25 protein-coding genes and 1 tRNA gene are annotated in these 25,443 nt (G+C 72.1%); 10 read left to right on the forward strand and 16 right to left on the reverse strand.

The annotated features are described in order from the left end of the window. The first annotated feature begins 80 nt into the window (after positions 1-80). Positions 81-737, forward strand: coding sequence for an SDR family oxidoreductase (locus tag ACZ6A9_RS03535; RefSeq protein WP_468977307.1), 657 nt, complete (start codon positions 81-83; stop codon positions 735-737). 22 nt (positions 738-759) lie between these two features. Here ACZ6A9_RS03535 and ACZ6A9_RS03540 read toward each other — a convergent pair whose 3' ends face one another. Beyond that, entirely contained in the window at positions 760-972 is a 213-nt protein-coding gene (locus ACZ6A9_RS03540) for a hypothetical protein (RefSeq protein WP_468977310.1), read from the reverse strand. Positions 973-1,237: 265 nt separating this feature from the next. Next, a tRNA-Tyr gene (locus tag ACZ6A9_RS03545) sits at positions 1,238-1,319 on the reverse strand. 232 nt (positions 1,320-1,551) lie between these two features. Between ACZ6A9_RS03545 and ACZ6A9_RS03550 the strand changes: the two genes are divergently transcribed. After that, a complete protein-coding gene (locus ACZ6A9_RS03550; RefSeq protein WP_030220858.1) occupies positions 1,552-2,040 on the forward strand; it encodes a YajQ family cyclic di-GMP-binding protein in 489 nt (162 codons plus the stop codon). Positions 2,041-2,100: 60 nt separating this feature from the next. On the opposite strand, the gene ACZ6A9_RS03555 is transcribed toward ACZ6A9_RS03550, so the two are convergent. Further along, a complete protein-coding gene (locus ACZ6A9_RS03555; protein ID WP_468977315.1) occupies positions 2,101-2,367 on the reverse strand; it encodes a GlsB/YeaQ/YmgE family stress response membrane protein in 267 nt (88 codons plus the stop codon). Between the two features lie 93 nt (positions 2,368-2,460). Here ACZ6A9_RS03555 and ACZ6A9_RS03560 point away from each other — a divergent pair, with 93 nt between their 5' ends. Further along, positions 2,461-3,708: an APC family permease gene (locus ACZ6A9_RS03560; RefSeq protein WP_468977319.1), complete on the forward strand. Its 1,248-nt coding sequence runs from the start codon at positions 2,461-2,463 to the stop codon at positions 3,706-3,708. Between the two features lie 4 nt (positions 3,709-3,712). On the opposite strand, the gene ACZ6A9_RS03565 is transcribed toward ACZ6A9_RS03560, so the two are convergent. The 13 genes from ACZ6A9_RS03565 to ACZ6A9_RS03625 all read right to left on the reverse strand — a co-directional run bounded on the left by ACZ6A9_RS03565 (position 3,713) and on the right by ACZ6A9_RS03625 (position 16,063). Beyond that, positions 3,713-4,294: an SMI1/KNR4 family protein gene (locus tag ACZ6A9_RS03565; RefSeq protein WP_468977322.1), complete on the reverse strand. Its 582-nt coding sequence runs from the start codon at positions 4,292-4,294 to the stop codon at positions 3,713-3,715. A gap of 147 nt (positions 4,295-4,441) precedes the next feature. Beyond that, entirely contained in the window at positions 4,442-4,843 is a 402-nt protein-coding gene (locus ACZ6A9_RS03570; protein ID WP_468977328.1) for a YccF domain-containing protein, read from the reverse strand. Next, positions 4,840-5,703: a zinc metalloprotease HtpX gene (gene htpX, locus ACZ6A9_RS03575; RefSeq protein WP_468977334.1), complete on the reverse strand. Its 864-nt coding sequence runs from the start codon at positions 5,701-5,703 to the stop codon at positions 4,840-4,842. Before htpX ends, ACZ6A9_RS03570 begins: the two co-directional genes overlap by 4 nt. 207 nt (positions 5,704-5,910) lie before the next feature. Beyond that, positions 5,911-7,410: an NADH-quinone oxidoreductase subunit N gene (locus tag ACZ6A9_RS03580; protein ID WP_468977340.1), complete on the reverse strand. Its 1,500-nt coding sequence runs from the start codon at positions 7,408-7,410 to the stop codon at positions 5,911-5,913. Further along, positions 7,407-9,035: a complex I subunit 4 family protein gene (locus ACZ6A9_RS03585; RefSeq protein WP_468977346.1), complete on the reverse strand. Its 1,629-nt coding sequence runs from the start codon at positions 9,033-9,035 to the stop codon at positions 7,407-7,409. The genes ACZ6A9_RS03580 and ACZ6A9_RS03585 overlap by 4 nt, the downstream gene beginning before the upstream one ends. A 6-nt stretch (positions 9,036-9,041) precedes the next feature. Next, positions 9,042-11,036, reverse strand: coding sequence for an NADH-quinone oxidoreductase subunit 5 family protein (locus ACZ6A9_RS03590; protein ID WP_468977352.1), 1,995 nt, complete (start codon positions 11,034-11,036; stop codon positions 9,042-9,044). After that, the gene (nuoK, locus tag ACZ6A9_RS03595; RefSeq protein ID WP_468977357.1) at positions 11,033-11,440 is read right to left on the reverse strand and encodes an NADH-quinone oxidoreductase subunit NuoK; all 408 of its coding nucleotides are present in this window, start codon (positions 11,438-11,440) and stop codon (positions 11,033-11,035) included. The genes ACZ6A9_RS03590 and nuoK overlap by 4 nt, the downstream gene beginning before the upstream one ends. Next, positions 11,440-12,096, reverse strand: coding sequence for an NADH-quinone oxidoreductase subunit J family protein (locus tag ACZ6A9_RS03600; protein WP_468977362.1), 657 nt, complete (start codon positions 12,094-12,096; stop codon positions 11,440-11,442). The genes nuoK and ACZ6A9_RS03600 overlap by 1 nt, the downstream gene beginning before the upstream one ends. After that, a complete protein-coding gene (locus tag ACZ6A9_RS03605; RefSeq protein ID WP_468977366.1) occupies positions 12,093-12,641 on the reverse strand; it encodes a NuoI/complex I 23 kDa subunit family protein in 549 nt (182 codons plus the stop codon). Before ACZ6A9_RS03605 ends, ACZ6A9_RS03600 begins: the two co-directional genes overlap by 4 nt. After that, entirely contained in the window at positions 12,641-13,609 is a 969-nt protein-coding gene (locus tag ACZ6A9_RS03610) for a complex I subunit 1/NuoH family protein (protein WP_468977372.1), read from the reverse strand. Before ACZ6A9_RS03610 ends, ACZ6A9_RS03605 begins: the two co-directional genes overlap by 1 nt. Then, positions 13,606-15,015, reverse strand: a complete 1,410-nt coding sequence (locus tag ACZ6A9_RS03615) for an NADH-quinone oxidoreductase subunit C (protein ID WP_468977377.1) — start codon at positions 15,013-15,015, stop codon at positions 13,606-13,608. The genes ACZ6A9_RS03610 and ACZ6A9_RS03615 overlap by 4 nt, the downstream gene beginning before the upstream one ends. After that, positions 15,012-15,680, reverse strand: a complete 669-nt coding sequence (locus ACZ6A9_RS03620) for an NADH-quinone oxidoreductase subunit B (RefSeq protein WP_468977382.1) — start codon at positions 15,678-15,680, stop codon at positions 15,012-15,014. Before ACZ6A9_RS03620 ends, ACZ6A9_RS03615 begins: the two co-directional genes overlap by 4 nt. Further along, positions 15,671-16,063 carry an NADH-quinone oxidoreductase subunit A gene (locus tag ACZ6A9_RS03625; RefSeq protein ID WP_468977384.1) on the reverse strand — a complete coding sequence of 131 codons (393 nt, stop codon included), beginning with the start codon at positions 16,061-16,063 and terminating at the stop codon, positions 15,671-15,673. The genes ACZ6A9_RS03620 and ACZ6A9_RS03625 overlap by 10 nt, the downstream gene beginning before the upstream one ends. Positions 16,064-16,234: 171 nt before the next feature. Here ACZ6A9_RS03625 and ACZ6A9_RS03630 point away from each other — a divergent pair, with 171 nt between their 5' ends. The 7 genes from ACZ6A9_RS03630 (at position 16,235) to rarD (ending at position 25,242) form a co-directional block, all read left to right on the forward strand. Then, positions 16,235-17,491: a sensor histidine kinase gene (locus ACZ6A9_RS03630; RefSeq protein ID WP_468977388.1), complete on the forward strand. Its 1,257-nt coding sequence runs from the start codon at positions 16,235-16,237 to the stop codon at positions 17,489-17,491. A gap of 110 nt (positions 17,492-17,601) precedes the next feature. Further along, entirely contained in the window at positions 17,602-18,951 is a 1,350-nt protein-coding gene (locus ACZ6A9_RS03635) for a sensor histidine kinase (RefSeq protein ID WP_468977394.1), read from the forward strand. 240 nt (positions 18,952-19,191) lie between these two features. Continuing rightward, the gene (locus ACZ6A9_RS03640) at positions 19,192-19,851 is read left to right on the forward strand and encodes a LuxR C-terminal-related transcriptional regulator (protein WP_468977958.1); all 660 of its coding nucleotides are present in this window, start codon (positions 19,192-19,194) and stop codon (positions 19,849-19,851) included. A gap of 152 nt (positions 19,852-20,003) precedes the next feature. Continuing rightward, complete coding sequence (locus ACZ6A9_RS03645) at positions 20,004-21,935, forward strand: 2-oxoacid:acceptor oxidoreductase subunit alpha (RefSeq protein WP_468977397.1); 1,932 nt, start codon at positions 20,004-20,006, stop codon at positions 21,933-21,935. Beyond that, positions 21,928-22,986, forward strand: coding sequence for a 2-oxoacid:ferredoxin oxidoreductase subunit beta (locus tag ACZ6A9_RS03650; protein WP_468977401.1), 1,059 nt, complete (start codon positions 21,928-21,930; stop codon positions 22,984-22,986). The genes ACZ6A9_RS03645 and ACZ6A9_RS03650 overlap by 8 nt, the downstream gene beginning before the upstream one ends. A 218-nt stretch (positions 22,987-23,204) precedes the next feature. Next, positions 23,205-24,059: an SDR family oxidoreductase gene (locus ACZ6A9_RS03655; protein WP_468977403.1), complete on the forward strand. Its 855-nt coding sequence runs from the start codon at positions 23,205-23,207 to the stop codon at positions 24,057-24,059. Between the two features lie 163 nt (positions 24,060-24,222). Next, the gene (rarD, locus tag ACZ6A9_RS03660) at positions 24,223-25,242 is read left to right on the forward strand and encodes an EamA family transporter RarD (protein WP_468977405.1); all 1,020 of its coding nucleotides are present in this window, start codon (positions 24,223-24,225) and stop codon (positions 25,240-25,242) included. Positions 25,243-25,443 lie beyond the last annotated feature (201 nt).

The following is a 25,443-nucleotide window of genomic DNA, read 5'->3' on the forward strand; positions in this document are numbered from 1 at the left end:
CTCGGACATCGCCCGGGGTGTCGCGGCGTGTCGTGGCAGTCGCGCGGCGGATGCCGTCGCCCCGGCGTACGGTCGGAGACATGCGCATTGTCATCGCTGGTGGTCATGGTCAGATCGCGCTGCGGCTGGAGCGGCTGCTCGCCGCGCGCGGGGACGAGGCGGCGGGCATCATCCGCAAACCCGAACAGGCGGACGAGCTGCGGCAACTGGGCGCCGAGCCGGTCGTCCTCGACCTGGAGTCGGCGTCGGTGGAGGAGGTCGCCGAGCGGCTCGAGGGCGCGGACGCGGTGGTGTTCGCGGCGGGCGCGGGCCCGGGCAGCGGGGTCGAGCGCAAGGAGACCGTGGACAAGGCGGCGGCGGTCCTCTTCGCCGACGCGGCCGTCCGCGCGGGCGTACGGCGCTTCGTCATCGTGTCGTCCATGGGCGCGGACCCGGCACACCAGGGCGACGAGATCTTCGACGTGTACCTGCGCGCCAAGGGCGAGGCGGACGCCTACGTGCGCGGTCTGGACGCCCTCGACTGGACGGTCCTGCGCCCCGGCCAGCTCACCGACGACGCCGGCACCGGCCTGGTCCGCCTCGAGGCCCACACGGGCCGCGGCCCGATCCCCCGCGACGACGTGGCCGCCGTCCTGGCGGAACTGGTGGACACCCCCGCGACGGCCGGCCTGACCCTGGAACTCATCAGCGGCGCCGCGCCGGTGTCGGTGGCCGTCAAGTCGGTGGCGGGCAACTGAGCGGCGCCGGACGCCAGAAGCGCTAGAAGAGGGACATCTGCCCCGGGAACTCCGGCACCACGTGCCCGTCCAGCGACGGTTGTTCCGCCCCGAGCGGAGCCTGCCGCCTCGATCCGGGGCAGGACGTCAGCTCCCCGGTCCCCCGCGCGCCGGGCGGATCGTGCCGCGCGTACCGCCCGGCGACCACGGCGATCTCACGACGGCACTCGGGACAGGCACGACGACGCGACGACATGCAGTCAGTGTGCCCCGGCGCCCGCGCCCGCGGAACGGACCGCCGCCCCAGCGGTGCGGGATCGTGGAATCGCAGGGAAGACCGCGCGGAAGCCCACGTCCGCTGAGCACACTCGCCCCCTGCCCTGTGAGCAGGGCGTCCTCGGGACGGAGCCGTCTCGTGTTCCTGTCACGCGCAGGCAACCCATGGCGACCCACCCATGCCGGTGAACGACGAAAGGGTCTGTGATCAGCATTGCTGCTGGTCACAGACCCTTTCGGTCGTGTGGCGGCGCCAGGATTCGAACCTGGGAAGGCTGAGCCGGCAGATTTACAGTCTGCTCCCTTTGGCCGCTCGGGCACACCGCCTGGGTTGCTGCCCTCGTTCCGCCTTGCGGCGGTGCTCCGTGGCAACGACGTAAACAATACCCGATGGAGAGGGGTGCTTCGCCACCCGATTGATCGGCAGCCGGGGGCGGGGGATGACTAGGCTGGTGCGGATGCGGTCCGGAGCCGATGCCGGGCTCTGGACCGTCCCCCGTGTGCCGGTACGCATCCGGTGCGCAGCCGATACGCACCCTGATTCAAGGAGCCACAGGACATGGCCGACTCCAGTTTCGACATCGTCTCGAAGGTCGAGCGGCAGGAGGTCGACAACGCCCTCAACCAGACCGCCAAGGAGATCTCGCAGCGCTACGACTTCAAGGGCGTGGGTGCCTCGATCTCGTGGTCCGGGGAGAAGATCCTCATGGAGGCGAACTCCGAGGACCGGGTCAAGGCTGTCCTCGACGTCTTCCAGTCCAAGCTGATCAAGCGGGGCATCTCGCTGAAGGCCCTGGACGCGGGCGAGCCGCAGCTCTCGGGCAAGGAGTACAAGATCTTCGCGTCGATCGAGGAGGGCATCTCCCAGGACAACGCGAAGAAGGTGGCGAAGATCATCCGCGATGAGGGCCCGAAGGGCGTGAAGGCCCAGGTGCAGGGAGACGAGCTGCGGGTCAGCTCCAAGAGCCGGGACGACCTCCAGACCGTCATCGCCCTGCTCAAGGGCAAGGACTTCGAGTTCGCGCTGCAGTTCGTGAACTACCGGTAGGACCGCGGACGGAGAACGGGGTGGGGCGGGCAGCGGAGGGTGTCCGCCCCACTCCGTTCGTCAGTCGCGCGAGTGGCCGAACAGGATGCGGTAGGCGACCAGGAGGACCAGTGAGCCGCCGATGGCGGCGACCCAGGTGGTGCCGTCGTAGAAGTCCTTGGTGATCGGCTGGTCGAGCCAACGGGCCGATATCCAGCCGCCGATGAAGGCTCCGGCGACACCGATCAGGGTCGTGCCGATGAGCCCGCCCGGGTCGCGGCCGGGGAGCAGGAACTTCGCTATCGCTCCGGCCAGCAGCCCGAGGATGATCCAGCTGATGAACGTCATGCGGTGCACCTGCCCCTTTCCTGTCGCGCTTGCACCCGGCAAGACGCCACGCGTCCATGTGCTGGTTGCACTGGTTCAGTAGGGTGCGGCCCCATGACAGACACCTCCGGTCCCCGTCTGCGGCGCACACTCGGCGTCGGTGACGCCGTGGTCATCGGTCTCGGTTCGATGGTGGGGGCCGGGATCTTCGTCGCGCTGGCGCCCGCCGCGCACGCGGCCGGATCCGGTCTGCTCCTCGGGCTGGCGGTCGCCGCGGTGGTCGCCTACTGCAACGCCGCGTCGTCGGCTCGCCTCGCCGCCCGCTACCCGGCGTCGGGCGGCACGTACGTGTACGGCAGGGAGCGGCTCGGGGAGTTCTGGGGTTACCTGGCCGGCTGGGCGTTCGTGGTCGGGAAGACGGCCTCCTGCGCGGCGATGGCGCTGACCGTGGGCGCGTACGTGTGGCCGGACCAGGCGCACGCCGTGGCGGTCGCCTCCGTGGTGCTGCTGACGGCGGTGAACTACGGCGGTGTGCAGAAGTCCGCGTGGCTGACGCGGGCGATCGTGGGTGTGGTGCTGGCGGTCCTCGCTGCCGTGGTGGTCGTGTGTGTGACGTCGGGGGAGGCGGATGCCGGGCGGCTGGACATCGGGGTGTCCGAGGGGGCCGGCGGGGTGCTTCAGGCGGGCGGTCTGCTGTTCTTCGCCTTCGCGGGGTACGCCCGTATCGCGACCCTCGGTGAGGAGGTCCGGGACCCGGCACGCACCATTCCCCGGGCGATTCCACTCGCCCTCGGCATCACGCTGGTCGTGTACGCGGCCGTCGCCGTGGCCGTCCTCTCGGTGCTGGGGCCGAAGGGGCTGGGTGATGCCACCGCGCCGCTCGCCGACGCGGTGCGGGCCGCCGGGGTGCCCGAGCTGGCGCCGGTGGTGCGGGTGGGCGCGGCGGTGGCCGCGCTGGGTTCGCTGCTCGCCCTGATCCTGGGGGTCTCGCGGACGACGCTGGCCATGGCACGGGACCGGCATCTCCCGGGTGCCCTGGCCGCCGTGCACCCGCGGTTCCGGGTGCCGCACCGGGCGGAGCTGGTGGTGGGCGCGGTGGTCGCCGTGCTGGCGGCCACGGTGGACGTGCGGGGTGCGATCGGCTTCTCCTCCTTCGGTGTGCTGACGTACTACGCGGTGGCCAACGCGTCGGCGTGGACGCTCGATGCGCGGCCGGTGGCGCGGGTGGTGCCGGCGGTGGGGCTGGCCGGGTGCCTGGTGCTGGCGTTCTCGCTGCCGTGGGTCTCGGTCGCCGTGGGCGCGGGGGTGCTGGCCGCGGGTGTGGCGGTCTACGGCGCGCGGAGGCCGGCCGGCGGCCGGTGACCGGTCACGGCCGGCTCGGCCGGTGCTCCGGCGTCGGTGCCGGACGTCCGCGGAAGCCGGTCCAGGGCTGCAGGTCCGCTCCCTCGTTCCCCTCCTCGTACCAGCCGGTGCCGCGGATCCAGGAGTGGAGCCACTCCGCGAGGCCGGGGGCGTCGAGGAACCAGGCGTGGTCGGGGTCGCCCGGGTTGGGGTCGAAGAGGAGGACGGTCGCCTCGGGCGAGCGGCAGTCGACACAGGCGTACATGCCGCAGCCCCAGTGGGATATCGGCAGCACTCCCTCGGGCCAGGCCCGATCGGGGTCGTCGCGGCCGCTCTCGCGGTGGGCGTGGTACTGGGTCACGGCGGCCGGCTCGCCGGAGGGTGTGCTGTCCAGGAGGGGCAGCAGACCGTACTCGGGGCCGAAGCCGCCGTCCCCCGTCCGCAGGTACAGCTCCGCGAGCAGCGGGGGCAGGGCGAAGCCCAGGAGGGTTTCGGCGCGTGACAGGGTGGCCGCGTCGATGGGCTCGGGCAGGGACGCCCGGCCCCACGGGCGGGTGGTGCGGGCCTTGTCCGCCACCTGTCGCAGCAACTGCTCGTGCTCGGTCATGGGTTCATCCTGCGGCCTGCCACTGACATTCGTGCGGGCCTGTGGACAACCTCCGGACTGTGGACAACTACGGGACTGTGCGCCCCTGCCGGGCCTGCCTGCCGGGCCGTGCGCACCTCCCGGCTCACGACGGAGCGGCCGGCCTGCCTACCAGCGTGACGTGGACGTGAACGCCTGGTCGCTGCGCACGATCTCGCGGCCCAGCGGGAACAGCGAGACCGGGATCAGCTTGAAGTTGGCGACGCCGAGCGGGATGCCGATGATCGTCACGCACAGGGCGAGGCCGGTGAGGACGTGGCCGAGCGCCAGCCACCAGCCGGCCAGGAGGAGCCACAGCACGTTGACGAGGAAGGACGGGGCTCCCGCGTCCCGGCGTTCGACCGTCGTGTACCCGAAGGGCCACAGGGCGTAGATGCCGATCCGGAACGCGGCGACGCCGAAGGGGATGCCGATGACCGTGATGCAGAGCAGCACGCCCGCGGCCAGGTAGCCGAGGAACAGCCAGAAGCCGCTGAAGACGAGCCATATGACGTTCAGGATGGTCTTCACTGGTGGTGACCTGCCATCTTCTCGAGCCGGGCGATGCGTTCCGCCATCGGCGGGTGGGTGGAGAACATCTTGGTGAGCCCTTGGCCGGGACGGAACGGGTTGGCGATCATCATGTGGCTGGCCGTCTCGATGCGGGGCTCGGGGGGCAGCGGGAGCTGTTTGGTTCCGTGATCCAGTTTGCGCAGGGCGCCGGCCAGGGCAAGGGGGTCGCCGGTGAGCTGGGCGCCGGAGGCGTCGGCCTCGTACTCCCGGGAACGGCTGATGGCCAGCTGGATGACGGACGCGGCGAGCGGGCCCAGGATCATGATCAGCAGCATGCCGAGGAGACCCGGGCCGTCGTCGTCGTTCGAGCGGCCGATCGGGATCAGCCAGGCGAAGTTGACCAGGAACATGATCACGGAGGCGAGGGCGCCGGCGACCGAGGAGATCAGGATGTCGCGGTTGTAGACGTGGCTGAGCTCGTGCCCGATGACGCCGCGCAGCTCACGCTCGTCGAGCAGGCGCAGGATGCCTTCGGTGCAGCACACGGCGGCGTTGCGCGGGTTGCGGCCGGTGGCGAAGGCGTTGGGGGCCTCCGTCGGGGAGATGTACAGGCGGGGCATGGGCTGGCGGGCCTGCGTGGAGAGCTCGCGGACCATGCGGTACAGCCCCGGCGCCTCGAACTCGCTCACCGGGCGGGCCCGCATGGCGCGCAGGGCCAGCTTGTCGCTGTTCCAGTACGCGTAGGCGTTGGTGCCGAGCGCGACCACGACGGCGATGACGAGGCCCGTGCGGCCGAAGAAGCCGCCGATGACGATGATGAGTGCGGACAGTCCCCCGAGGAGGACCGCTGTCCTGAGCCCGTTGTGCCGGCGGTGCACGGTACGCCCTCCAGATCGTGCGACAGGGGGACCCTCGCTTGCTGATCTTCCTTCTGACCTGCACTGTCCACTGCTTCTGTGGTGTCACGTCCAGTGGACCCTCCCGTACCGGTCAACGCGAGGCGAAGGGCACTAGTTCCCTTGTGCGCGCGGTGGCACGTGTGAACCGTCCGGGTGACGGCCGTGCGGGGAGGTCCCGGAGCGGGCTCAGAAGAGTCCGGTGTCGGTGAAGCGGAGGACCAGCTGGGGTGCGCCGGACAGGGCGATGCCGATCACCCCGGTGAGGGCGATGGCCGCGGTGAGGGGGGCGGGGAGGCGGTGCCGGACCGGCTCGCCCTCGGGGGCGCGGAACAGCAGGGCGGTCCACCGGAGGTAGTACACCAGCGCGATGACGACGTTGACGGCCATGACGACGGCGAGCCAGCCGAGTCCGGCGTCGACGGCCGCGGCGAAGACGGTGACCTTGGCGAAGAGGCCGATGATGCCCGGCGGGAGTCCGGCGAGGCAGAGCAGGAAGAAGCCGAGGAGGAGCGCGGTGAGCGGGCTGGAGGCGTACAGGCCACGGTAGTCGGCGACGCGGTTGAGGCGGTGGGTGCGTCCGACGAGGGCGGCGACCGCGAAGGCGCCCAGGTTCACGGCGGCGTACATGAGGGCGTAGGCGAGGGTGGAGCCGATGGACTTCTCGGGGTCGCCGGAGTAGGCGGCGGCGGCGATCGGCACCAGGAGGTACCCGGCCTGGCCGACGGAGGACCAGGCGAGGAGGCGTACGGCGCTGTGCGCGCGTGCGGGCCGCTGCCTGAGTGCGCCGACGTTGCCGACGGTCATGGTGAGCGCGGCCAGGACGGCGAGAGCGGGGCCCCAGACGTCGGCGTACGAGGGCAGCGCGACGACGGTGACGAGGATCAGGCCGGAGAAGCCGACCGCCTTGCCGATGACGGACAGGTAGGCGGCGATCGGCAGGGGGGCGCCCACGTAGGTGTCGGGGACCCAGAAGTGGAACGGCACGGCGGCGGTCTTGAAGGCGAAGCCGACGAGGGTGAGGACGACGCCGGTCTGGGCGAGGGTGTGGAACTGCCCGTCGACGGTCTGGATCCGCTCGGCGACGCGGGTGAGGTGGAGCGTACCGGTGGCGGCGTAGACAAAGCTGATGCCGAGCAGGCTGACCGCGGTGGCGGTGACGGAGGACAGGAAGAACTTCAGGGCCGCCTCGGAGGACTTCCGGTCGCCGTGCCTGAGGCCGACCAGGGCGAAGGCGGGCAGGGAGGCGACCTCCAGGGCGACGACGAGGGTGGCGAGGTCACGGGAGGCGGGCAGGAGGGCGGCGCCGGCCGCGGAGGCGAGGAACAGGAACCAGTACTCGCCCTCGGGGAGCCGTGCGCGTTCGTCCTTGAGGGTGGTGACGGAGAGCAGGGCGGTGAGGAGGGCGCCGCCGAGGACCAGGAACTGGATGACGAGGGTGAAGCGGTCGGCGGTGTAGCTGCACACGCTCGTGTCGCCGACCAGGCAGAAGGTGCTGCGGTCGGCGTCGAGGAGGGGCAGCAGCATGAGCGTGGCGGCGGCCAGTCCGGCGACCGCCAGCCAGCCGAGGAGCGGCTTCCTGCGCTCGTCGACGAACAGGTCGGCGACGAGGACACCGAGTCCGACGACCGCCGCGATGGTGGGCGGCGCGATGGCCAGCCAGTCGACGGACTGGACGAGGGAGCTCATCGGGTGCCTCCTGTGAGGAGCTGCTGCACGGCCGGGTCGGTCAGTCCGAGGAGGGCCCTCGGCCACAGGCCGGCGACGACGGTGAGGACGACGAGCGGGGTCCAGGCCGCGAACTCGTAGGGGCGCACGTCGGGGAGGCGCGGGGCGTCCTGGGGCGCTGCGCCCATGCAGACCCGGCGGACCACGATCAGCAGGTACGCGGCCGTCAGCAGGGTGCCGAACGCGCCGATCGTCATGAAGGTGAGGAAGGCGGGCCGGCTGAGTCCCGCGGCGGGGTCGAAGGCGCCGAACAGGGCGAGCATCTCACCCCAGAATCCGGCGAGGCCGGGCAGGCCGAGGGAGGCGACGGCGGCGAAGGCGAGCAGGCCGCCGAGACGCGGGGCCCTGCCGTAGAGGGCGGCGCCGGTCTCGGAATGTTCCGGCGCGGCGGAGCCGCTCGTTGCGGGGTGGTGGTCGGGTGACGGGCGGGCCAGGGTGTCGAGGTCGGTGCTGCCGGTGCGCTCCTTGAGGGCGCCGACCAGGAAGAACAGCAGGCCGGTGATGAGGCCGTGGGCGACGTTGGCGAACAGGGCGCCGTTGACGCCGGTCGGGGTCATGGTGGCGATGCCGAGGAGGACGAAGCCCATGTGGCCGACGGAGGAGTAGGCGATGAGGCGTTTGAGGTCGCCGTTCGCGCCCCTCCTGGCGAGGGCCAGGCAGGCGAGGGAACCGTAGACGATGCCGACGACGGCGAACGCGGCGAGGTAGGGCGCGAAGGTGCGGAAGCCGTCCGGCGCGGCGGGCAGCAGGATCCGTACGAACCCGTAGGTGCCCATCTTCAGCAGGACGCCGGCCAGCAGGACCGAGCCGATGGTCGGGGCGGCGGTGTGGGCGTCGGGCAGCCAGCTGTGCAGCGGCCACATCGGGGTCTTGACGGCGAGGCCGAGACCGACCGCCAGAACGGCGATGACCTGCACGGATGTGGTCAGGGACCGGCCGTTGTCAGTGGCGAGTGCCACCATGTCGAATGTGCCCGCCTCGATTCCGATCAGGAGCAGGCCGAGCAGCATGACCACGGAGCCGAGCAGCGTGTAGAGGATGAACTTCCAGGCGGCCTCGGCCCTGCCCTCGCCGCCCCAGCGGGCGATGAGGAAGTACATGGGGATGAGGACCGTCTCGAAGGCGAGGAAGAACAGGACCAGGTCGAGGACGGCGAAGGTCGCCAGGGTGCCGGACTCGAGGACCAGCAGCAGGGCGACGAAGGCCTTCGGGGACGGGCCCGCGGGCGGTTTGACGTAGGCGTGGAGGGCGCTGAGGAAGGTCAGCAGCGCGGTCAGGACCAGAAGGGGGAGGGAGATGCCGTCGGTGCCGAGGTGGATGCGCACGTCGAGTGCGGGGATCCAGCTGATGTCGGTCGTGGCCTGCATCGTCGCCGGCCGGCTGTGGTCGAAGCCGAGCGCGAGGACGATCGCCGCGAGGAGGACCGCGCCGGTGACGGTGACGCCGTGGCGGAGCACGGCCTGCTCGGGTGACTTCCCCTTCAGTCCGGGCGGGGCGGGCAGGAGGGCGGAGGCGGCGCCGAGGAGCGGGCCGACCACGAGGAACGCCAGGAGGAACTGCATCACGGACTCGCTGATATCGATCACGCCTGCTCACGCTCCCGTGGCGGCGAGGACGACGGCGACCGTGAGGACCACGGTGCCGGCGAGCAGCGCGCTCACATAGGTCTGCAGATTGCCGGTCTGGGCCCGTCGTACGGCTGTGCCGAGCCAGCGGGGCAGCGTGCCCGCGCCGCGTACGTAGGTCTCGACGACTTCGCGGTCGAGGAACCTGACGAGGCTCGCGCCGGCCCGGACGGGGCGGACGAAGAGGGCCGTGTAGAGGGCGTCCAGGTGGAAGCCCGCGGCCGCGGGGCGGTGCAGCGGGCCGAGGAGCAGCCGTCCGGGGTCCGACGGGTCGGGTGCGTACGCGATGTCGCCGTAGGCCGGTGCGTGGCTGGCGATGGCCTCCGCCTCGACCCGTCCGGGGTCGCCCTCGGGGTGGGCGGCGACGGCTCCGAGGGGGATCCGGGCGGCGTGCGCGGTGGTGTGCCGCCAGGTGGCGTAGGTGACGATGCCGCCGACCAGCGCCACACCCGTGCCGAGCACGGAGGTGGTGAGGGTCGGCGTCAGGTCGCGGCCGTCGAACCAGTCGGGCAGGACGCGGAAGGCCAGTCCGCCGAGCGCGAGGGAGGGGACGGCGAGCACCCACAGCACCGCGGTCATCGTCAGCGGCTGCCTGCCGTGGTCGGGGGCCTCGGGGCCGCTGCCGCGGAACGCCAGGAGCCACAGACGGGTGGCGTACGCGGCGGTGAGCAGGGCTGTGACGAGGCCGGCGAGGAGGACGATCCAGCCGGCGGCGGCGGGGGCGTGTCCGGTGTGGCCGGTGACGACGTGTTCGGCGGTCCCGAGGACGGCCTCCTTGGAGAAGAAACCGCTGAACGGCGGGATCGCGGCGAGCGCGAGGAGCGCCACGGTCGTCGTCCAGTAGGCGTCCGGGACACGGTCGCGCAGGTGGCCCATGCGGGACATGGCGGCCAGCGAGTTGGTGCCGGCGGCGTGGATGATCACACCGGCGGCGAGGAACAGCAGCGCCTTGAAGGCGCCGTGGGACAGGAGGTGGAAGACGGCGGCGCCGCGGTCGGCGACGGCGAGGGCGCCGGTCATGTAACCGAGCTGACCGATCGTTGAGTACGCGAGGACGCGTTTGATGTCGTCCTGGGCGAGGGCGGCGAGCGCCGAGCCGGTCATGGTCACGGCGGCCATGACGGCGAGGACGGTCATCGCGGCCCGGGAGGCCTCGAAGAGCGGGAGGAGGCGGGCGACGAAGTACACGCCGGCGGCGACCATGGTCGCGGCGTGGATCAGCGCCGAGACGGGGGTCGGGCCCGCCATGGCGTCGGGGAGCCAGGTGTGCAGCGGGAACTGCGCCGACTTGCCGGCCACGCCCGCCAGGAGCAGCAGGGCGATCAGTGTGGGCTGTTCGATGCCGCCGTTCGCGACGGCGCCGAGGATCCGGGTGATGCGGAACGACCCGGCGTCGGTGGCGAGGGCGAACAGGCCGATGAGGAAGGGGACGTCGCCGAGTTTGGTGACCAGGAAGGCCTTGAGGGAGGCGGCGCGGGCCTCGGGTGTCTCCCAGTAGTGGCCGACGAGGAAGTACGAGCAGATGCCCATGACTTCCCAGCCGACCAGCAGGACCATCAGGTCGCCGGAGTAGACGACCAGGAGCATCGCGGAGGTGAACAGGGAGACGAGGGCGGCGTAGGACGGGTAGCGCTGGTCGTCGCGCAGGTAGCCGGTCGAGTAGATCTGCACGCAGGTGGCGACGACGGTGACCAGGACGGCGGTCAGCGCGGCGAAGCCGTCGACGTACAGGGCGAGTTCGATGGGGACCGAACCGGTCGGGGTGAGCTCGGTGGCGGCGTCCACCGCACCGTCGCCGCTCTGGCGTGCGGCGACCAGGGCGGCCAGCCCGAGCGAGGCGAGGGTCGGCAGGACGGCGAGCGGGCGGACGAAGCCGGGGGCGGTGCGGCCCAGGAGCAGTCCCGCGATCGCGCCGAGGAAGGGCAGGAGGGGGACGAGGACGGCGAGGGTGGTCGTGGTCACGCGGTGGCCTCGGCCTTCTCGGTGGCCGCCCGGGGAGCGGAGGCGCCGCTGTCGGGCATGTCGCCGTCGGGGCCGTCGGGATCGTGGCCCTCGGCGGTGTCGCGGAGCCTGTCGATGTCCGAGGTGCCGCGGTTGCGGTACACGGCGAGGACGATCGCCAGGCCGATGCCGATCTCGGCGGCGGCGATGGCGATGGTGAACAGGGCCAGGGCCTGGCCGGAGTGCAGGGTCTCCTCGGCGGCCCGGCTGAGCCAGACGTCGAAGGCGATGAGGTTCAGGTTGACGGCGTTGAGCATCAGCTCGACCGACATCAGGACGAGGATCGCGTTGCGGCGGGCGAGGACGCCGTACAGGCCGGTGCAGAAGAGGAGGGCGGACAGCACGGCGGGATAGGCGAGGTGCATCAGCGGGTCCCCTCCGTCTCGCGCCGGGTGGCCCCGGACCTCGGGGTGCTGGTGGGGGCGGTGGCCGCCGCCCGTTCGGTCGTGGCCTTGCGGGAGAGGACGATCGCGCCGACGAGGGCGGCGAGAAGGAGGACGGAGAGGGCCTCGAAGGGGAGGACCCAGTGCTGGAAGAGGCTGGCGCCGGTCACCTCGGTCGAGCCGGCGGGGGCGCCGTCCAGGTCGATCCAGGTGGTCCGGAAGGCGTCGACGACCACCCACACCAGGGCGGTCGCGGCGGTGACTGCCACGCCGAGGGCGACCCAGCGGTTGCCGGAGTCGGCGTCGGGTGAGCGGCCGATGGGGGCCCTGGTGAGCATGAGCCCGAACAGGAGGAGGACGACGACGGAACCGACGTAGATGAGGACCTGCACCCAGGCGATGAACTCGGCGGTGAGCAGGAGGTATTCGACGGCGAGGCCACCGAGGGCCACCACCAGCCACAGGGCGGCGTGCACCAGCTGCCGGGTGGTGACGGTGACGACGGCGGCCCCCAGGGTGACCAGGCCGACGAGGAGGAAGGCGATCTCCACCCCGGTCGGGGAGAGGAAGCCGTGCGTCTTCGCGGCGGTGGTGGTCGTGGCGTGCGCGGCCGTCGCTGCGGCTGCGGCGAGGATCACGACTCCTCCTGCGGTTCGGCCTGGGCGGCGGCGAGTTTGTCGGCGGTCTTGCGGGCGGCGGCGACTTCCTTGGGTTCTTCGGCGCCGGGGTCGAGCGCGGGCGGGGCGGGAACGGTCCACATCCACTCGCGGAGCTTGTCGCGTTCGTGGGTGAGGTCGCGGATGTCGGTCTCGGCGTACTCGAACTCCGGGGACCAGAACAGGGCGTCGAAGGGACAGACCTCGATGCAGATGCCGCAGTACATGCACAGGGAGAAGTCGATGGCGAAGCGGTCCAGGACGTTGCGGCTGCGCTCGCGTCCGCCGGGGGTCGCCGCCGGCACCGTCTCCTTGTGGGAGTCGATGTAGATGCACCAGTCCGGGCACTCACGGGCGCACAGCATGCAGACCGTGCAGTTCTCCTCGAACAGGCCGATCACCCCGCGGGTGCGGGGCGGGAGGTCGGGCTGGGTGTCCGGGTACTGGGCGGTGACGGACTTCTTCGTCATCGTCCGCAGGGTGACGGCCAGGCCCTTGGCCAGGCCTGAGCCGGGGATCGGGGCCATCAGAGGAACACCACCTTGACGACGCCGGTGAGGGCGATCTGGGCGAGGGACAGGGGGACGAGGAGGGTCCAGGAGAACTTCTGGAGCTGGTCCTCGCGCAGGCGGGGATAGGTGACGCGGAGCCAGATGACGACGAAGGCGAGGACCGCGGTTTTCAGCAGGGTCCAGACCCAGCCGAGTCCGTCGGCGCCCCAGGGGCCGTGCCAGCCGCCCAGGAAGAGGACGGTGGTCAGGCCGCACAGCACGACGATCCCGGCGTACTCGGCGAGGAGGAAGAGGGCGAAGCGCAGACCGGTGTACTCGGTGTACGCGCCGAAGATGATCTCCGAGTCGGCGACCGGCATGTCGAAGGGAGGGCGCTGGAGTTCGGCGAGACCGGCGATGAAGAACACGAGCGCGCCGGTGATCTGCCAGGGCACCCACCACCACTCGAAGGCGTCGAGGATGCCGACGAGGGAGACGGTGCCGGCCGCCATCGCCACCGAGGCGGCGGTGAGCAGCATCGGCAGTTCGTACGCGAGGAGCTGGGCAGCGGTGCGCAGGCCGCCGAGGAGGGAGAACTTGTTGGCGGAGGCCCAGCCGGCCATGAGCGAGCCGAGGACACCGACGCCCATGACGGCGAGGACGAAGAACACGCCCGCGTCGATCACCTGGCCGACCGCGCCCTCCCCCGGGCCGATCGGGATGGCGAGCAGCACGAGAAGGTACGGCAGGAGGGCCACGGCGGGGGCGAGCTGGAAGATACGGCGGTCCGCGCCGGCCGGGACCACGTCCTCCTTCTGCGCGAACTTCACGCCGTCGGCGACGAGCTGGGCCCAGCCGTGGAATCCGCCCGCGTACATCGGGCCGAGACGGCCCTGCATGTGGGCCATCACCTTGTGCTCGGCCTGACCCACGATCAGGGGGAAGGTGAGGAAGACGACGAACACGACCAGGAGTCGCAGGGCGACGTCGAGCACGTCGTTCACCGCGGGCCTCCAGCGGGGTCTTCGGAAGTCGTGGTTCCGGCTTCGGTCTCGGCTCCGGCTTCGGACCCGGCTGCGGGCCCGGCTTCGGACTCGGTTCCGGTTTCGGACCCGGTGGTCTCCTCGGCCGTCCGGGACCGTCCTGGGGGACGGGTCGCGTCGTCGCCCTCGGGCTCGCCGGCGCCGGTTCCCGGGGCCTGTTCGGCCTCCGGCTCGGGGGCGGACTGCGCTGCCGGTTCCGTGTAGGCCGGGCGGGCGTGGTGCCAGGGGGCGTCCGGGCTGCGGGGGGCGGCGGGGGGAGGTCCGTCCGGACGGCCGGCCCCGGTGGGCGCGGGGGTGGGCTCGTCACCCGCCGGCGGGGTCTCTTCGGACGCGGCACGTTGGCTCGCGGACCCCTCGGACGCGCTGCGCGCCCGGCGGGGGCCGCCTCCCGCGGCGGCCGCACCGGAGCGCTGCGACGGCGACCCCTCGCTCGCGCTCGGCGCGCGTCGGGCGGAAGGAGCGGCCTGCTCGGTGCTCGCCCCCGCCGCCTGGCTCGCGGACCCCTCTGCCGCCGTACGGTCACGGCGCGGCGGGGTCGAGGGCCGGTCGGCGGCCTCGGCGGGAGACGCCTGGCTCGCGGAGCCCTCGGCCGCCGAACGATTCCGGCGCGGCCCGGCAGGCGACTCCGGCACGGCAGGCGACTCCGGCCCGGAAGGCGACTCCGGCGCGGAGGCCTGGCTCGCGGAGCCCTGGGACGCGGAGCGCGTGCGGCGGGGCGGGCGCTCGGTGGCTGCGGTGCGGGGCGTGCCCGCCGCCGGCCTGGCCGTGCCTCGGGCGGGGCGGGACGGGGCCGGGGGGAGCTGGCCCTTCAAAGGGCCCCATTCGTTGGGGTCGGGGACGCCGGGCGGCAGCATCTGGCGGCGCTTGGGACCGCCGTGCTCGGACTCGCCGGGTTCCTTCGCGCCGGGCCACGCCTTGGCGACCCGGGCGGCGAGGACGAAGTCCTTGCGCAGCGGGTGGCCCTCGAAGGTGTCCGGCAGGAGGAGGTGGTCCAGGCCCGGGTGGCCGGTGAAGGCGACGCCGAACATCTCGTGCGTCTCCCGCTCGTGCCAGGCGGCGCCCGCGTAGACGTCGACGGCGGAGGGCAGCGCCGGGGCGTCATGCGCCACCGTGGTGCGCAGCAGCAGGCGCCGTACGGGGCGCAGGGCGGCGACGTGGGCGGTGACGCGGAAGCCCGTGCCGGGTTCGTCGACCGCGCTCAGCCAGTCGAAGAAGGTGCAGCCGAGACGGTCGCGGGCGGTTTCCAGGGCGGTGATCCAGGAGGCGGGCGGGACGTCGACGGTGAGGACGCCGTACGACTCCTCCGCCGTCGCGTCGGCGCCGAAGAGTTCCCCGGTGTCGGCGGGGAGCCAGCCGGCCGCGGTCATCGGCCCTCCCCCTCACCGGCCGCCGGCGGGCGGACCAGCCCGCTCTGCAGCGCCGCCGCGGACGGCCGTGTCCCACCGCCGGAGCCGTACCGCTCCCCCAGCGACTCCCGGGCGATCTTCTCCTGGAGTTTCAGGATGCCCTGGAGCAGCGCCTCCGGGCGGGGCGGGCAGCCGGGGACGTACACGTCGACCGGGATGATCTGGTCGACGCCCTTGGTGACGGAGTAGGAGTCCCAGTACGGCCCGCCGCAGTTGCTGCACGCGCCGAAGGAGATGACGTACTTCGGCTCGGGCATCTGCTCGTACAGGCGCTTCACCGCGGGCGCCATCTTGTCGGTGACCGTGCCGGAGACGACCATCAGGTCGGCCTGGCGGGGTCCCGGTGCGAAGGGGATGACGCCGAGGCGGATGAAGTCGTGCCGGGCCATGGACGCGGCGATGAACTCGATCGCGCAGCAGGCCAGGCCGAAGTTGAAGACCCAGAGCGAGTAGCGGCGGCCCCAGTTGAGGACGACCTTCATCGGCTCGGGCGCCAGCCGGGCGAGGGCGCCCAGCCGCTTGGGCTCCGGGAGCAGCACCGGCTCGGGCGCCGCGGGCTTCCCGGTGGCGGCGGCCGCACCCTCGGGGGCGGCGGGATGCACGGCGGCGGCGGGGTTCACGTCCATGTCAGGACGCCCTTCTTGTATGCGTACAGCAGACCCACGGCGAGGAAGCCGAGGAAGATGAACATCTCCACCAGGGTCGTCCCGCCGTAGCCCTCGGCGGCGAAGACGGTGGCCCAGGGGAAGAGGAAGATCGAGTCGACGGCGAAGATCACGTAGAGGAAGGCGTACACGTAGTAACGGACCTGGGTGTGGGCCCAGCCCTCACCGACGGGGTCGACCCCGCACTCGTACGTCATGAGCTTCTCGGGGGTGGGGACCACCGGCCGCAGCAGGCGGCCCGCCCCGAAGGCCACGGCGACGAACAGCAGGCCGACGACGGCGAGCAGGCCGACGACCGAGTAGGACTGGAAGTAGTCCGCCGCGACGACGGTCGTTTCCCGCACGTCCGCGCCCCTCACTGCCTCGGAGATCTGTACGCACGGGAGTCTAGGCCCTGATAAAGCCACGGTAAGCGGCCCGTCACGACTCGGGACACCTGGGGTGGGGTTTTCCTCAGGGCGCCCCGGCGGTCCGCCTGATGGCGCGGGCCCCCCTCCTCCCGGCAGGCTGGGCCCATGACCGAACCCTTCCCGTCCCCGGGTGTGCCCGCGGCGGCGGTTTCCGCGCAGCGCGGCCCCGACGACCGTCCTCCGCCCGCCCGTTTCGCCTACGACGCGCACACCTGGAAGGAGATCGTCCATCTGCTGGCGAACCTTCCGGTGTCGCTGGTCGGCTTCACCTACACGGTGACGATGCTGTGCACCGGTGCCGGGCTGACCGTGACGGTGATCGGACTGCCGCTGCTGGCCGCCGGGCTGACGGGCGCGCGGCTGCTGGGCCGGCTGGAGCGGGCCCGGGCCAGGAAGCTGCTCGGGGTGCGGGTGGAGGAGCCGAGCCGGATGCCGCGCGGGGCCGGCGGCTTCTGGCCGGGGCTGTGGATGGCGCTGAAGGACCCGGTGAGCTGGCGCACGGTGCTGTACGGGCTGATACGGCTGCCGTGGGGGGTGCTCACCTTCGCCGTGACGCTGACCGGGCTGTTCGTGCTGTGGCCGGTGCTGCCGTTCGTCGTGCGGGCGCTGGCCGACGGGGACCGGGCGATGGTGCGCGGACTGCTGTCGCCCTCCGACGAGCTGGAGCGGCGCATCGCGGAGCTGGAGTCCGACCGGGGCGTGGTGGTGGACACGGCCGCGGCGGACCTGCGGCGCATCGAGCGCGATCTGCACGACGGGGCGCAGGCCCGGCTGGTCAACCTGGCGATGGGGCTGGGCCTGGCCAAGGAGAAGCTGCTGGAGGACCCCGACGCGGCGGCGTCCATGGTCGACGAGGCGCACGGCGAGGTGAAGCTGGCCCTGCAGGAGCTGCGGGACCTGGCGCGCGGCATCCACCCCGCGGTGCTGACCGACCGCGGTCTGGACGCCGCCCTGTCCTCGGTCGCCTCCCGCTGCACGGTGCCGGTGAAAGTGACGGCCGACCTGGACGAGCGTCCGGCGGCCGCCATCGAGGGCATCGCCTACTTCACCGTCTCGGAGCTGCTGCAGAACGTCAGCAAGCACAGCCGGGCCCGGTCGGCCGCGGTCGACGCGTGGCGGTCGGAGGGGCGGCTGTTCCTGCAGGTGTGGGACGACGGGCGCGGAGGCGCCCGGCTGGAGGGCGGGTCGGGCATGCGGGGCCTGGCCGACCGGCTGGGCGCGGTGGACGGCCTGCTCGTCGTGGACTCGCCGGAGGGCGGTCCGACGACGGTGACGGCGGAGCTGCCGTGGCGGGACCGTTCCGGTGCGCTGGACGGGACGGCGCGCGGGGCGGAGCGGGCGTCCGCCCGCGGCCGACGGTAGGGAAAACCCCCCGTCCAAGACTGCGACGGTCTCCATGGTCCGCCGACCTGCCTCGGAGCAGTCTGGGGATACGACGGCACAACCCCCGGACTAGACGAAGGACGACGCCGATGGCCACGGAGTACGGACAGGGCTACGGGCTCGCCGCGGAGCCCGGACACCCCGGGAAGCACCGGCTGCCGGCCGCCCTGCGGGCGCCGGTCGAGGGACGCGCCTGGCGCGAGCTGGGGTACGTCCTGCTGAGCCTGCCGATCAGCATCCTGCTGTTCACCTACGCGGTCACGATGGTGTCGCTGGGCGCGGGCCTGCTGGTGACGTTCCTCGGCGTCCCGGTGCTTGCGGCGGCGCTCGCCGGCTGTCGCGGGTTCGGGTCGGTGGAGCGGGCCCGGGCGCGCGGGCTGCTGGGCCTGGCGGTGGGCGAGCCGGAGCCGCTGCGGACGAAGGGGCAGGGGCTGATGGCCTGGGTCGGTGCCGTGCTCAAGAGCGGCTCCTCCTGGCGCGCCCTGCTGTACGCGGTGCTCCAGCTGCCGTGGGCGGTCCTGTCCTTCGCCGTCACCGTGACGCTCTGGTCGGTGAGCTGGACGCTGCTGACGTACCCGCTGTGGTTCTGGGTCCTCCCGGCGTACGCCGGGCAGTCCGGCATACAGCTGTACGGCGACGAGCAGCGCCGGATCTACCTGGACAACCCGTTCGAGATCGCGGTGACCGCGGGGGTGGGTCTGCTGTTCACGCTCGCCACGCCGTGGATCGTGCGGGCGCTGACGACGGTGGACCGGGTGATGGTGCACGGGCTGCTCGGGCCGTCCCGGCTGGCCACACGGGTGGTGGAGCTGGAGTCGGACCGCGGGGTCGTGGTGGACGCGGCGGCGGCGGACCTGCGGCGCATCGAGCGCGATCTGCACGACGGGGCGCAGGCCCGGCTGGTGGCGCTGGCGATGGACCTGGGGCTGGCGAAGGAGAAGCTGCGGGAGGACCCGCGGGCGGCGGCGCGGATGGTGGACGAGGCGCACGGCGAGGTGAAGACGGCGCTGCAGGAGCTGCGGGACCTGGCCCGCGGCATCCACCCGGCGGTGCTGACCGACCGCGGTCTGGACGCGGCCCTGTCCTCCGTGGCCTCCCGCTGCACGGTCCCGGTGCAGGTGGAGGTGGACCTCACGGAGCGGCCCGCGCCGGCCATCGAGGGCATCGCCTACTTCACGGCCTCGGAGCTGCTGCAGAACATCAGCAAGCACGCGCGGGCGACCCGGGCCGTGCTGGAGGTGTGGCGCGCGGAGAACCGGCTGATGCTCCAGGTGGTGGACAACGGGGTGGGCGGCGCCGACACCTCCCGGGGTTCCGGGCTGTCGGGTCTGGCGGAGCGGCTGGACGCGGTGGACGGGATCCTGGTGGTGGACTCCCCGGCCGGGGGTCCGACCCGGGTGACCGCCGAACTGCCGTGGCGCGCGGAGCGGGCCCGGTGACCGGATCCCGTTGACACGCGGGCCGAGGCCGGCGGGTGCGACCCATGGGGGTCGCACCCGCCCGCCCCTGTGTCGCCGTCGGCGGGCCCCAGGACGACGACGGCCCCGGTCGACACCCCCGATCGGGATGCTCCGGCCCGTTCCCCGCCGGATGCTGGAATGCTGGACCTGTCGACCGGGCCTGCCAGGAGGGCGGGCCCGGAGCAGGGGTGTGGGGGTCCGAGGAACGTGGAGAACAGGGTGCGGGTGGTCATCGCCGAGGATTCGGTGCTGCTGCGGGAGGGTCTGACGCGGCTGCTGACCGACCGGGGGCACGAGGTCGTGGCCGGTGTCGGCGACGGGGAGGCGCTGATCGGGACCGTCGCCGAGCTGGACGGGCAGAACCTGCTGCCGGACGTCGTGGTGGCGGACGTGCGGATGCCGCCGACGCACACCGACGAGGGCGTGCGGGCCGCGGTGCGGCTGCGCAGGTCGCATCCGGACATCGGAGTGCTGGTGCTGTCGCAGTACGTGGAGGAGCGCTACGCCACGGAGCTGCTCGCCAGTTCCAGCCGGGGCGTCGGCTATCTGCTCAAGGACCGGGTGGCCGACGTGCGCGATTTCGTGGACGCGGTGGTGCGGGTGGCCGGGGGCGGTACGGCACTGGACCCGGAGGTCGTCGCGCAGCTGCTGGGGCGCAGCCGCAAGCAGGACGTGCTGGCCCGGCTGACCCCGCGCGAGCGGGAGGTGCTGGGCCTGATGGCGGAGGGACGGACGAACTCGGCGATCGCCCGGCAGCTGGTGGTCAGCGACGGAGCGGTGGAGAAGCACGTCAGCAACATCTTCCTGAAGCTGGGGCTGTCCCCGAGCGACGGTGACCACCGGCGGGTCCTGGCGGTCCTCACCTACCTCAACTCGTAGGGCGAGATCCCGGAGTCGCGGCGGGGACGCCGCGAAGTCGTGTCCAAGATGCGAATGACCCGAGGAAGGCGACCCTTACGGACGTAGGGTTTATCCGGGGAAGGCCTGCGGGAAGGCCGTCCCGGACAGCCGCCTCGAGGAGGTCCAGTTCAGTGACCAGCCAGGTCAGCAGCACTGCGGAGCAGGCCGACGGAGCAGTCGTGGGAGAGCAGCGCAAGGCGGCGGGCGGGAAGGACGTCCGCCGGCTCGACCGAGTGATCATCAGGTTCGCGGGGGACTCGGGTGACGGGATGCAGCTCACCGGTGACCGCTTCACCTCGGAGACCGCGTCCTTCGGCAACGACCTCTCCACCCTTCCGAACTTCCCGGCCGAGATCCGCGCCCCCGCGGGAACCCTGCCGGGCGTCTCGTCCTTCCAGCTCCATTTCGCCGACCACGACATCCTCACGCCCGGTGACGCCCCCAACGTGCTGGTGGCGATGAACCCCGCCGCGCTCAAGGCCAACATCGGCGACCTGCCGCGCGGCGCGGAGATCATCGTCAACACGGACGAGTTCACCAAGCGGGCGATGCAGAAGGTCGGCTACGACAGCAGTCCCCTGGAGGACGGCTCGCTGGACGGGTACCACCTGCACCCGGTGCCGCTGACCACGCTGACCGTGGAGGCGCTGAAGGAGTTCGACCTCACGCGGAAGGAGGCCGAGCGCAGCAAGAACATGTTCGCGCTCGGCCTGCTGAGCTGGATGTACCACCGGCCCACGGAGGGCACGGAGAAGTTCCTGAGGACGAAGTTCGCGAAGAAGCCCGACATCGCGGCCGCCAACATCGCGGCCTACCGGGCCGGCTGGAACTTCGGCGAGACCACCGAGGACTTCGCCGTCTCCTACGAGGTGGCGCCGGCGGCGAAGGCGTTCCCGCCCGGTGTCTACCGCAACATCTCGGGGAACCTGGCCCTGTCCTACGGGCTGGTCGCCGCGTCCCGGCAGGCGGACCTGCCGCTGTTCCTGGGCTCGTACCCGATCACCCCGGCCTCGGACATCCTGCACGAGCTGAGCCGGCACAAGAACTTCGGGGTGCGGACCTTCCAGGCGGAGGACGAGATCGCCGGTATCGGGGCGGCGCTGGGAGCGGCCTTCGGGGGTTCGCTCGCGGTGACGACCACGTCCGGTCCGGGTGTGGCGCTGAAGTCGGAGACGATCGGACTGGCGGTGTCGCTGGAACTGCCGCTGCTGATCGTGGACATCCAGCGCGGCGGCCCCTCGACGGGTCTGCCGACCAAGACGGAGCAGGCGGACCTGCTGCAGGCGATGTACGGGCGCAACGGTGAGGCACCGGTTCCGGTCGTCGCCCCGCGCACCCCGGCCGACTGCTTCGACGCCGCCCTGGAGGCGGCCCGGATCGCGCTAGCCTACCGCACCCCGGTGTTCCTCCTCTCCGACGGCTATCTGGCGAACGGTTCGGAGCCGTGGCGGATCCCGGACCCGGAGGAGCTGCCCGATCTGAGGGTGCGGTTCGCGCAGGGTCCCAACCACGTCCTGGACGACGGCACCGAGGTGTTCTGGCCGTACAAGCGGGACCCGGAGAACCTGGCCCGCCCGTGGGCGATCCCGGGCACGCCGGGTCTCGAGCACCGCATCGGCGGCATCGAGAAGCAGGACGGCACGGGCAACATCTCCTACGACCCGGCCAACCACGACTTCATGGTCCGCACCCGGCAGGCCAAGATCGACGGCATCGACGTACCGGATCTGGAGGTCGACGACCCGGACGGGACCGCGCGGGTCCTGGTGCTCGGCTGGGGTTCGACGTACGGGCCGATCACGGCGGCGGTGCGGCGGCTGCGGGGCGCCGGGGAGTCCGTCGCGCAGGCGCACCTGCGGCACCTGAACCCCTTCCCGCGCAACCTCGGCGCGGTCCTCGAGGGGTACGACAAGGTGGTGGTCCCGGAGATGAACCTCGGGCAGCTCGCCACGCTCGTCCGGGCGAAGTACCTGGTCGACGCCCGTTCGTACAACCAGGTCAACGGCATGCCGTTCAAGGCGGAGCAGCTCGCCGCGGCGCTCAAGGAGGCCATCGATGACTGACGCCGACACGCTGCTCCAGCTCGTCCCCAAGGCCGAGGCCAAGCAGTCCATGAAGGACTTCAAGTCCGACCAGGAGGTGCGCTGGTGCCCCGGTTGCGGTGACTACGCGGTGCTGGCCGCCGTGCAGGGTTTCATGCCGCAGCTGGGCCTGGCGAAGGAGAACATCGTCTTCGTCTCGGGCATCGGCTGCTCCTCCCGCTTCCCGTACTACATGAACACCTACGGGATGCACTCCATCCACGGCCGCGCGCCGGCCATCGCGACGGGGCTCGCGGCCTCCCGCCGCGATCTGAGCGTGTGGGTGGTGACGGGTGACGGCGACGCGCTGTCCATCGGCGGCAACCACCTCATCCACGCGCTGCGCCGCAACGTCAACCTGAAGATCCTGCTGTTCAACAACCGGATCTACGGTCTGACCAAGGGCCAGTACTCCCCCACCTCGGAGGTCGGCAAGATCACCAAGTCGACGCCGATGGGCTCGCTCGACGCGCCCTTCAACCCGGTGTCGCTGGCGATCGGCGCGGAGGCGTCGTTCGTGGCCCGCACGGTGGACTCGGACCGCAAGCACCTCACCGAAGTGCTCCGTCAAGCGGCCGACCACCCGGGCACGGCGCTGGTGGAGATCTACCAGAACTGCAACATCTTCAACGACGGTGCCTTCGAGGTCCTCAAGGACCGTCAGCGGGCGGAGGAGGCCGTGATCCGTCTGGAGCACGGGAAGCCGATCCGCTTCGGCGCCGACGACGCCAAGGGTGTCGTGCGCGATCAGCGGACCGGTGATCTGCGGGTGGTCACGGTGACGCCGGGGAACGAGGCCGAGATCCTGGTCCACGACGCCCGTTCCGCGTCGCCGACCACCGCGTTCGCCCTGTCCCGGCTCGCGGACCCGAACACCCTGCACAACACTCCGATCGGTGTCTTCCGCTCCGTCGAGCGGCCGGTCTACGACACCCTCATGGCCGACCAGCTCGACGCCGCCGTCGAACAGAACGGCAAGGGCGACCTGGCCGCACTGCTGGCCGGCGGCGACACCTGGACCGTGGTGGGCTGACCCCCGCCGCAGGCCGCGGACGAGGCCCGGGTGCCGCTACGGCGCCCGGGCCTCGTCGTACGCCTGCCGGGCGGCGAGCACCTCCTCCATGCGCTTGTCCGTCCACAGGGCGAGGTCGCGCGGCTGCCCGGTGGCTTCGCAAACCAGGGGGCACTTTCTTTTAGATAGCGCACCCCTTACGGTTAGTGGTGTACCCACCCCACAAGGAGTTTCGAACCATGAGCATCGTCGTCACCGGAGCCACCGGGCACCTCGGCCGCCACGTCGTGGAGCAGCTGCTGGAGAAGGTCCCCGCCGAGCAGGTCACGGCCGTCGTCCGCAGCGCCGGGAAGGCGGCGGACCTCGCCGGACGCGGGGTGCGGATCGCGGTCGCCGACTACGACGCCCCCGAGACCTTCGACGGCCTGTTCGCGGCCGGCGACAAGGTGCTGCTGATCTCCGGCAACGAGGTCGGCCGGGACAGGGTGGGGCAGCACCGGGTGGTGATCGACGCCGCGAAGGCCGCCGGTGTCGCCCTGCTCGCCTACACCAGCGCCCCCGGCTCCCTGACCGCCGCCCTGGCCGACGACCACCGTGCCACCGAGAAGGTCCTGCTGGCCTCGGGCGTGCCGTACGTGCTGCTGCGCAACGGCTGGTACCACGAGAACTACACCGAGAACCTCGCTCCGGTGCTGGAGCACCACGCGGTCCTGGCCGCCGCCGGCGAGGGCCGGGTCTCCTCCGCCTCCCGCGCCGACTACGCGGCCGCCGCCGTCGCCGTGCTCACCGGTGAGGGGCACGAGAACACGACGTACGAGCTGGGCGGCGACGAGGCGTGGAGCCTCGCCGAGTACGCGGCCGAGCTGAGCCGGCAGACCGGCGAGGAGATCGTCTACACCCAGGTCACGCCCGAGGCGCTCACCGGCATCCTGGCCGGCGCGGGTGTGCCCGCGCCGATGGCGGCCGTCCTCGCGGGCGTGGACGTCTCGATCGAGAAGGGCGAGCTCGTCGTCGACAGCGGCGACCTGTCCCGGCTGGCCGGCCGCCCGGCCACCCCGCTCGCCGAGGCCGTCGCCGCCGCCCTGAAGGGCTGACCCGGGCCCCGCCGTCCCCTCCACCCCCGTCGGTCATGACCGTATTCCGGTACGGACATGACACGCGGGGGTGTCCGGCGTTACCGTCGTCCGGGCGGGCATCGCGCGCGCGTTCGGCGAGCGTCGCGGAGACAGGGCACGCGTCAGGCACGAAGGAGGGCCCGTGACCGAAAAGTCGGCCGCAGAGGGACGCATAGGACTGCTGAACGGCGTCGCCGCCTACGCCATGTGGGGGCTCGTACCGCTGTACTGGCCCCTGCTGGAGCCCGCGGGCGCGGTGGAGATCCTGGCCCACCGGATGGTCTGGTCGCTGCTCTTCGTCCTCGCCGCGCTGCTCGTCGTCCGCCGCTGGGCCTGGCTCGGCGAGCTGGTGCGGCAGCCCCGCAAACTGGCGCTGATCACGGTCGCCGCGTCGGTCATCACCGTGAACTGGGGCCTGTACATCTGGTCCGTGAACTCGGGTCACGTGGTCGAGGCCTCCCTCGGTTACTTCATCAACCCGCTGGTCACCATCGCGATGGGCGTGCTGCTGCTGAAGGAGCGCCTGCGGCCCGCGCAGTGGGCGGCGGTCGGGATCGCCGTCGCCGCGGTGATCGTCCTCACCGTCGGATACGGCCGGCCGCCGTGGATCTCCCTCTGCCTCGCCTTCTCCTTCGCCATCTACGGTCTGGTGAAGAAGAAGGTCAACCTCGGCGGTGTCGAGTCGCTGGCCGCCGAGACCGCGATCCAGTTCCTGCCCGCGATCGGCTTCCTGGCGTGGCTGAGCACCCGGGGGGAGTCCACCTTCACCGGGCAGGGGACGGGACACGCGCTGCTGCTCGCCGCGACCGGGCTGGTCACCGCGATCCCGCTGATCTGCTTCGGCGCCGCCGCGATCCGCGTGCCGCTGTCCACGCTGGGGCTGCTGCAGTACCTGGCGCCGGTCTTCCAGTTCCTCCTCGGCGTCCTCTACTTCAAGGAGGCCATGCCGCCGGAGCGCTGGGCCGGATTCGCCCTGGTGTGGCTGGCGCTCTCCCTGCTCACCTGGGACGCGCTGCGCACCGCCCGCCGGACCGCCCGCACGCTGGCCGCCGGGCGGGCCGCCGCCGCGAGCGCCACGACCACCGACGCGGTGGTCGGTGACCGCGGTCCCGAGGGCGTGCCCGCCGCCCCGGAGCCGGAGGCGCCGGTGGCCAGGCCGTAGGTCCGGGCCCGGCGTCGGTCGGGACGGGCGGTCCGGCGGGCGGGGCGGACGGGCGGGGTGGAACCCGCCGGCTCCGGAACGGCCACCGGGAGCGGTCTCCCGCGTCGACGGCGACACGGCTCAGCCGCTCCCGGTCTCCCGGTCTCGGTCTCCCGGTCTCGGTCTCCCGGCTTCCGGTGGGCGGGTGCCGTCCTGGATCCG

The sequence above is a fragment of the Streptomyces sp. NPDC041124 genome (assembly GCF_055592385.1).

Excerpts from the sequence above, each read along its gene's own strand:
- ACZ6A9_RS03650 (WP_468977401.1), top strand. The coding sequence starts at position 21,928 with ATGACTGACGCCGACACGCTGCTCCAGCTCGTCCCCAAGGCCGAGGCC.
- ACZ6A9_RS03550 (WP_030220858.1), top strand. The coding sequence starts at position 1,552 with ATGGCCGACTCCAGTTTCGACATCGTCTCGAAGGTCGAGCGGCAGGAG.
- ACZ6A9_RS03565 (WP_468977322.1), bottom strand. The coding sequence starts at position 4,294 with ATGACCGAGCACGAGCAGTTGCTGCGACAGGTGGCGGACAAGGCCCGC.
- ACZ6A9_RS03560 (WP_468977319.1), top strand. The coding sequence starts at position 2,461 with ATGACAGACACCTCCGGTCCCCGTCTGCGGCGCACACTCGGCGTCGGT.
- ACZ6A9_RS03655 (WP_468977403.1), top strand. The coding sequence starts at position 23,205 with ATGAGCATCGTCGTCACCGGAGCCACCGGGCACCTCGGCCGCCACGTC.
- ACZ6A9_RS03615 (WP_468977377.1), bottom strand. The coding sequence starts at position 15,015 with ATGACCGCGGCCGGCTGGCTCCCCGCCGACACCGGGGAACTCTTCGGC.
- nuoK (WP_468977357.1), bottom strand. The coding sequence starts at position 11,440 with ATGCACCTCGCCTATCCCGCCGTGCTGTCCGCCCTCCTCTTCTGCACC.
- ACZ6A9_RS03605 (WP_468977366.1), bottom strand. The coding sequence starts at position 12,641 with ATGGCCCCGATCCCCGGCTCAGGCCTGGCCAAGGGCCTGGCCGTCACC.
- ACZ6A9_RS03630 (WP_468977388.1), top strand. The coding sequence starts at position 16,235 with ATGACCGAACCCTTCCCGTCCCCGGGTGTGCCCGCGGCGGCGGTTTCC.
- ACZ6A9_RS03620 (WP_468977382.1), bottom strand. The coding sequence starts at position 15,680 with ATGGACGTGAACCCCGCCGCCGCCGTGCATCCCGCCGCCCCCGAGGGT.
- ACZ6A9_RS03540 (WP_468977310.1), bottom strand. The coding sequence starts at position 972 with ATGTCGTCGCGTCGTCGTGCCTGTCCCGAGTGCCGTCGTGAGATCGCC.
- ACZ6A9_RS03555 (WP_468977315.1), bottom strand. The coding sequence starts at position 2,367 with ATGACGTTCATCAGCTGGATCATCCTCGGGCTGCTGGCCGGAGCGATA.
- ACZ6A9_RS03535 (WP_468977307.1), top strand. The coding sequence starts at position 81 with ATGCGCATTGTCATCGCTGGTGGTCATGGTCAGATCGCGCTGCGGCTG.
- ACZ6A9_RS03580 (WP_468977340.1), bottom strand. The coding sequence starts at position 7,410 with ATGAGCTCCCTCGTCCAGTCCGTCGACTGGCTGGCCATCGCGCCGCCC.
- ACZ6A9_RS03635 (WP_468977394.1), top strand. The coding sequence starts at position 17,602 with ATGGCCACGGAGTACGGACAGGGCTACGGGCTCGCCGCGGAGCCCGGA.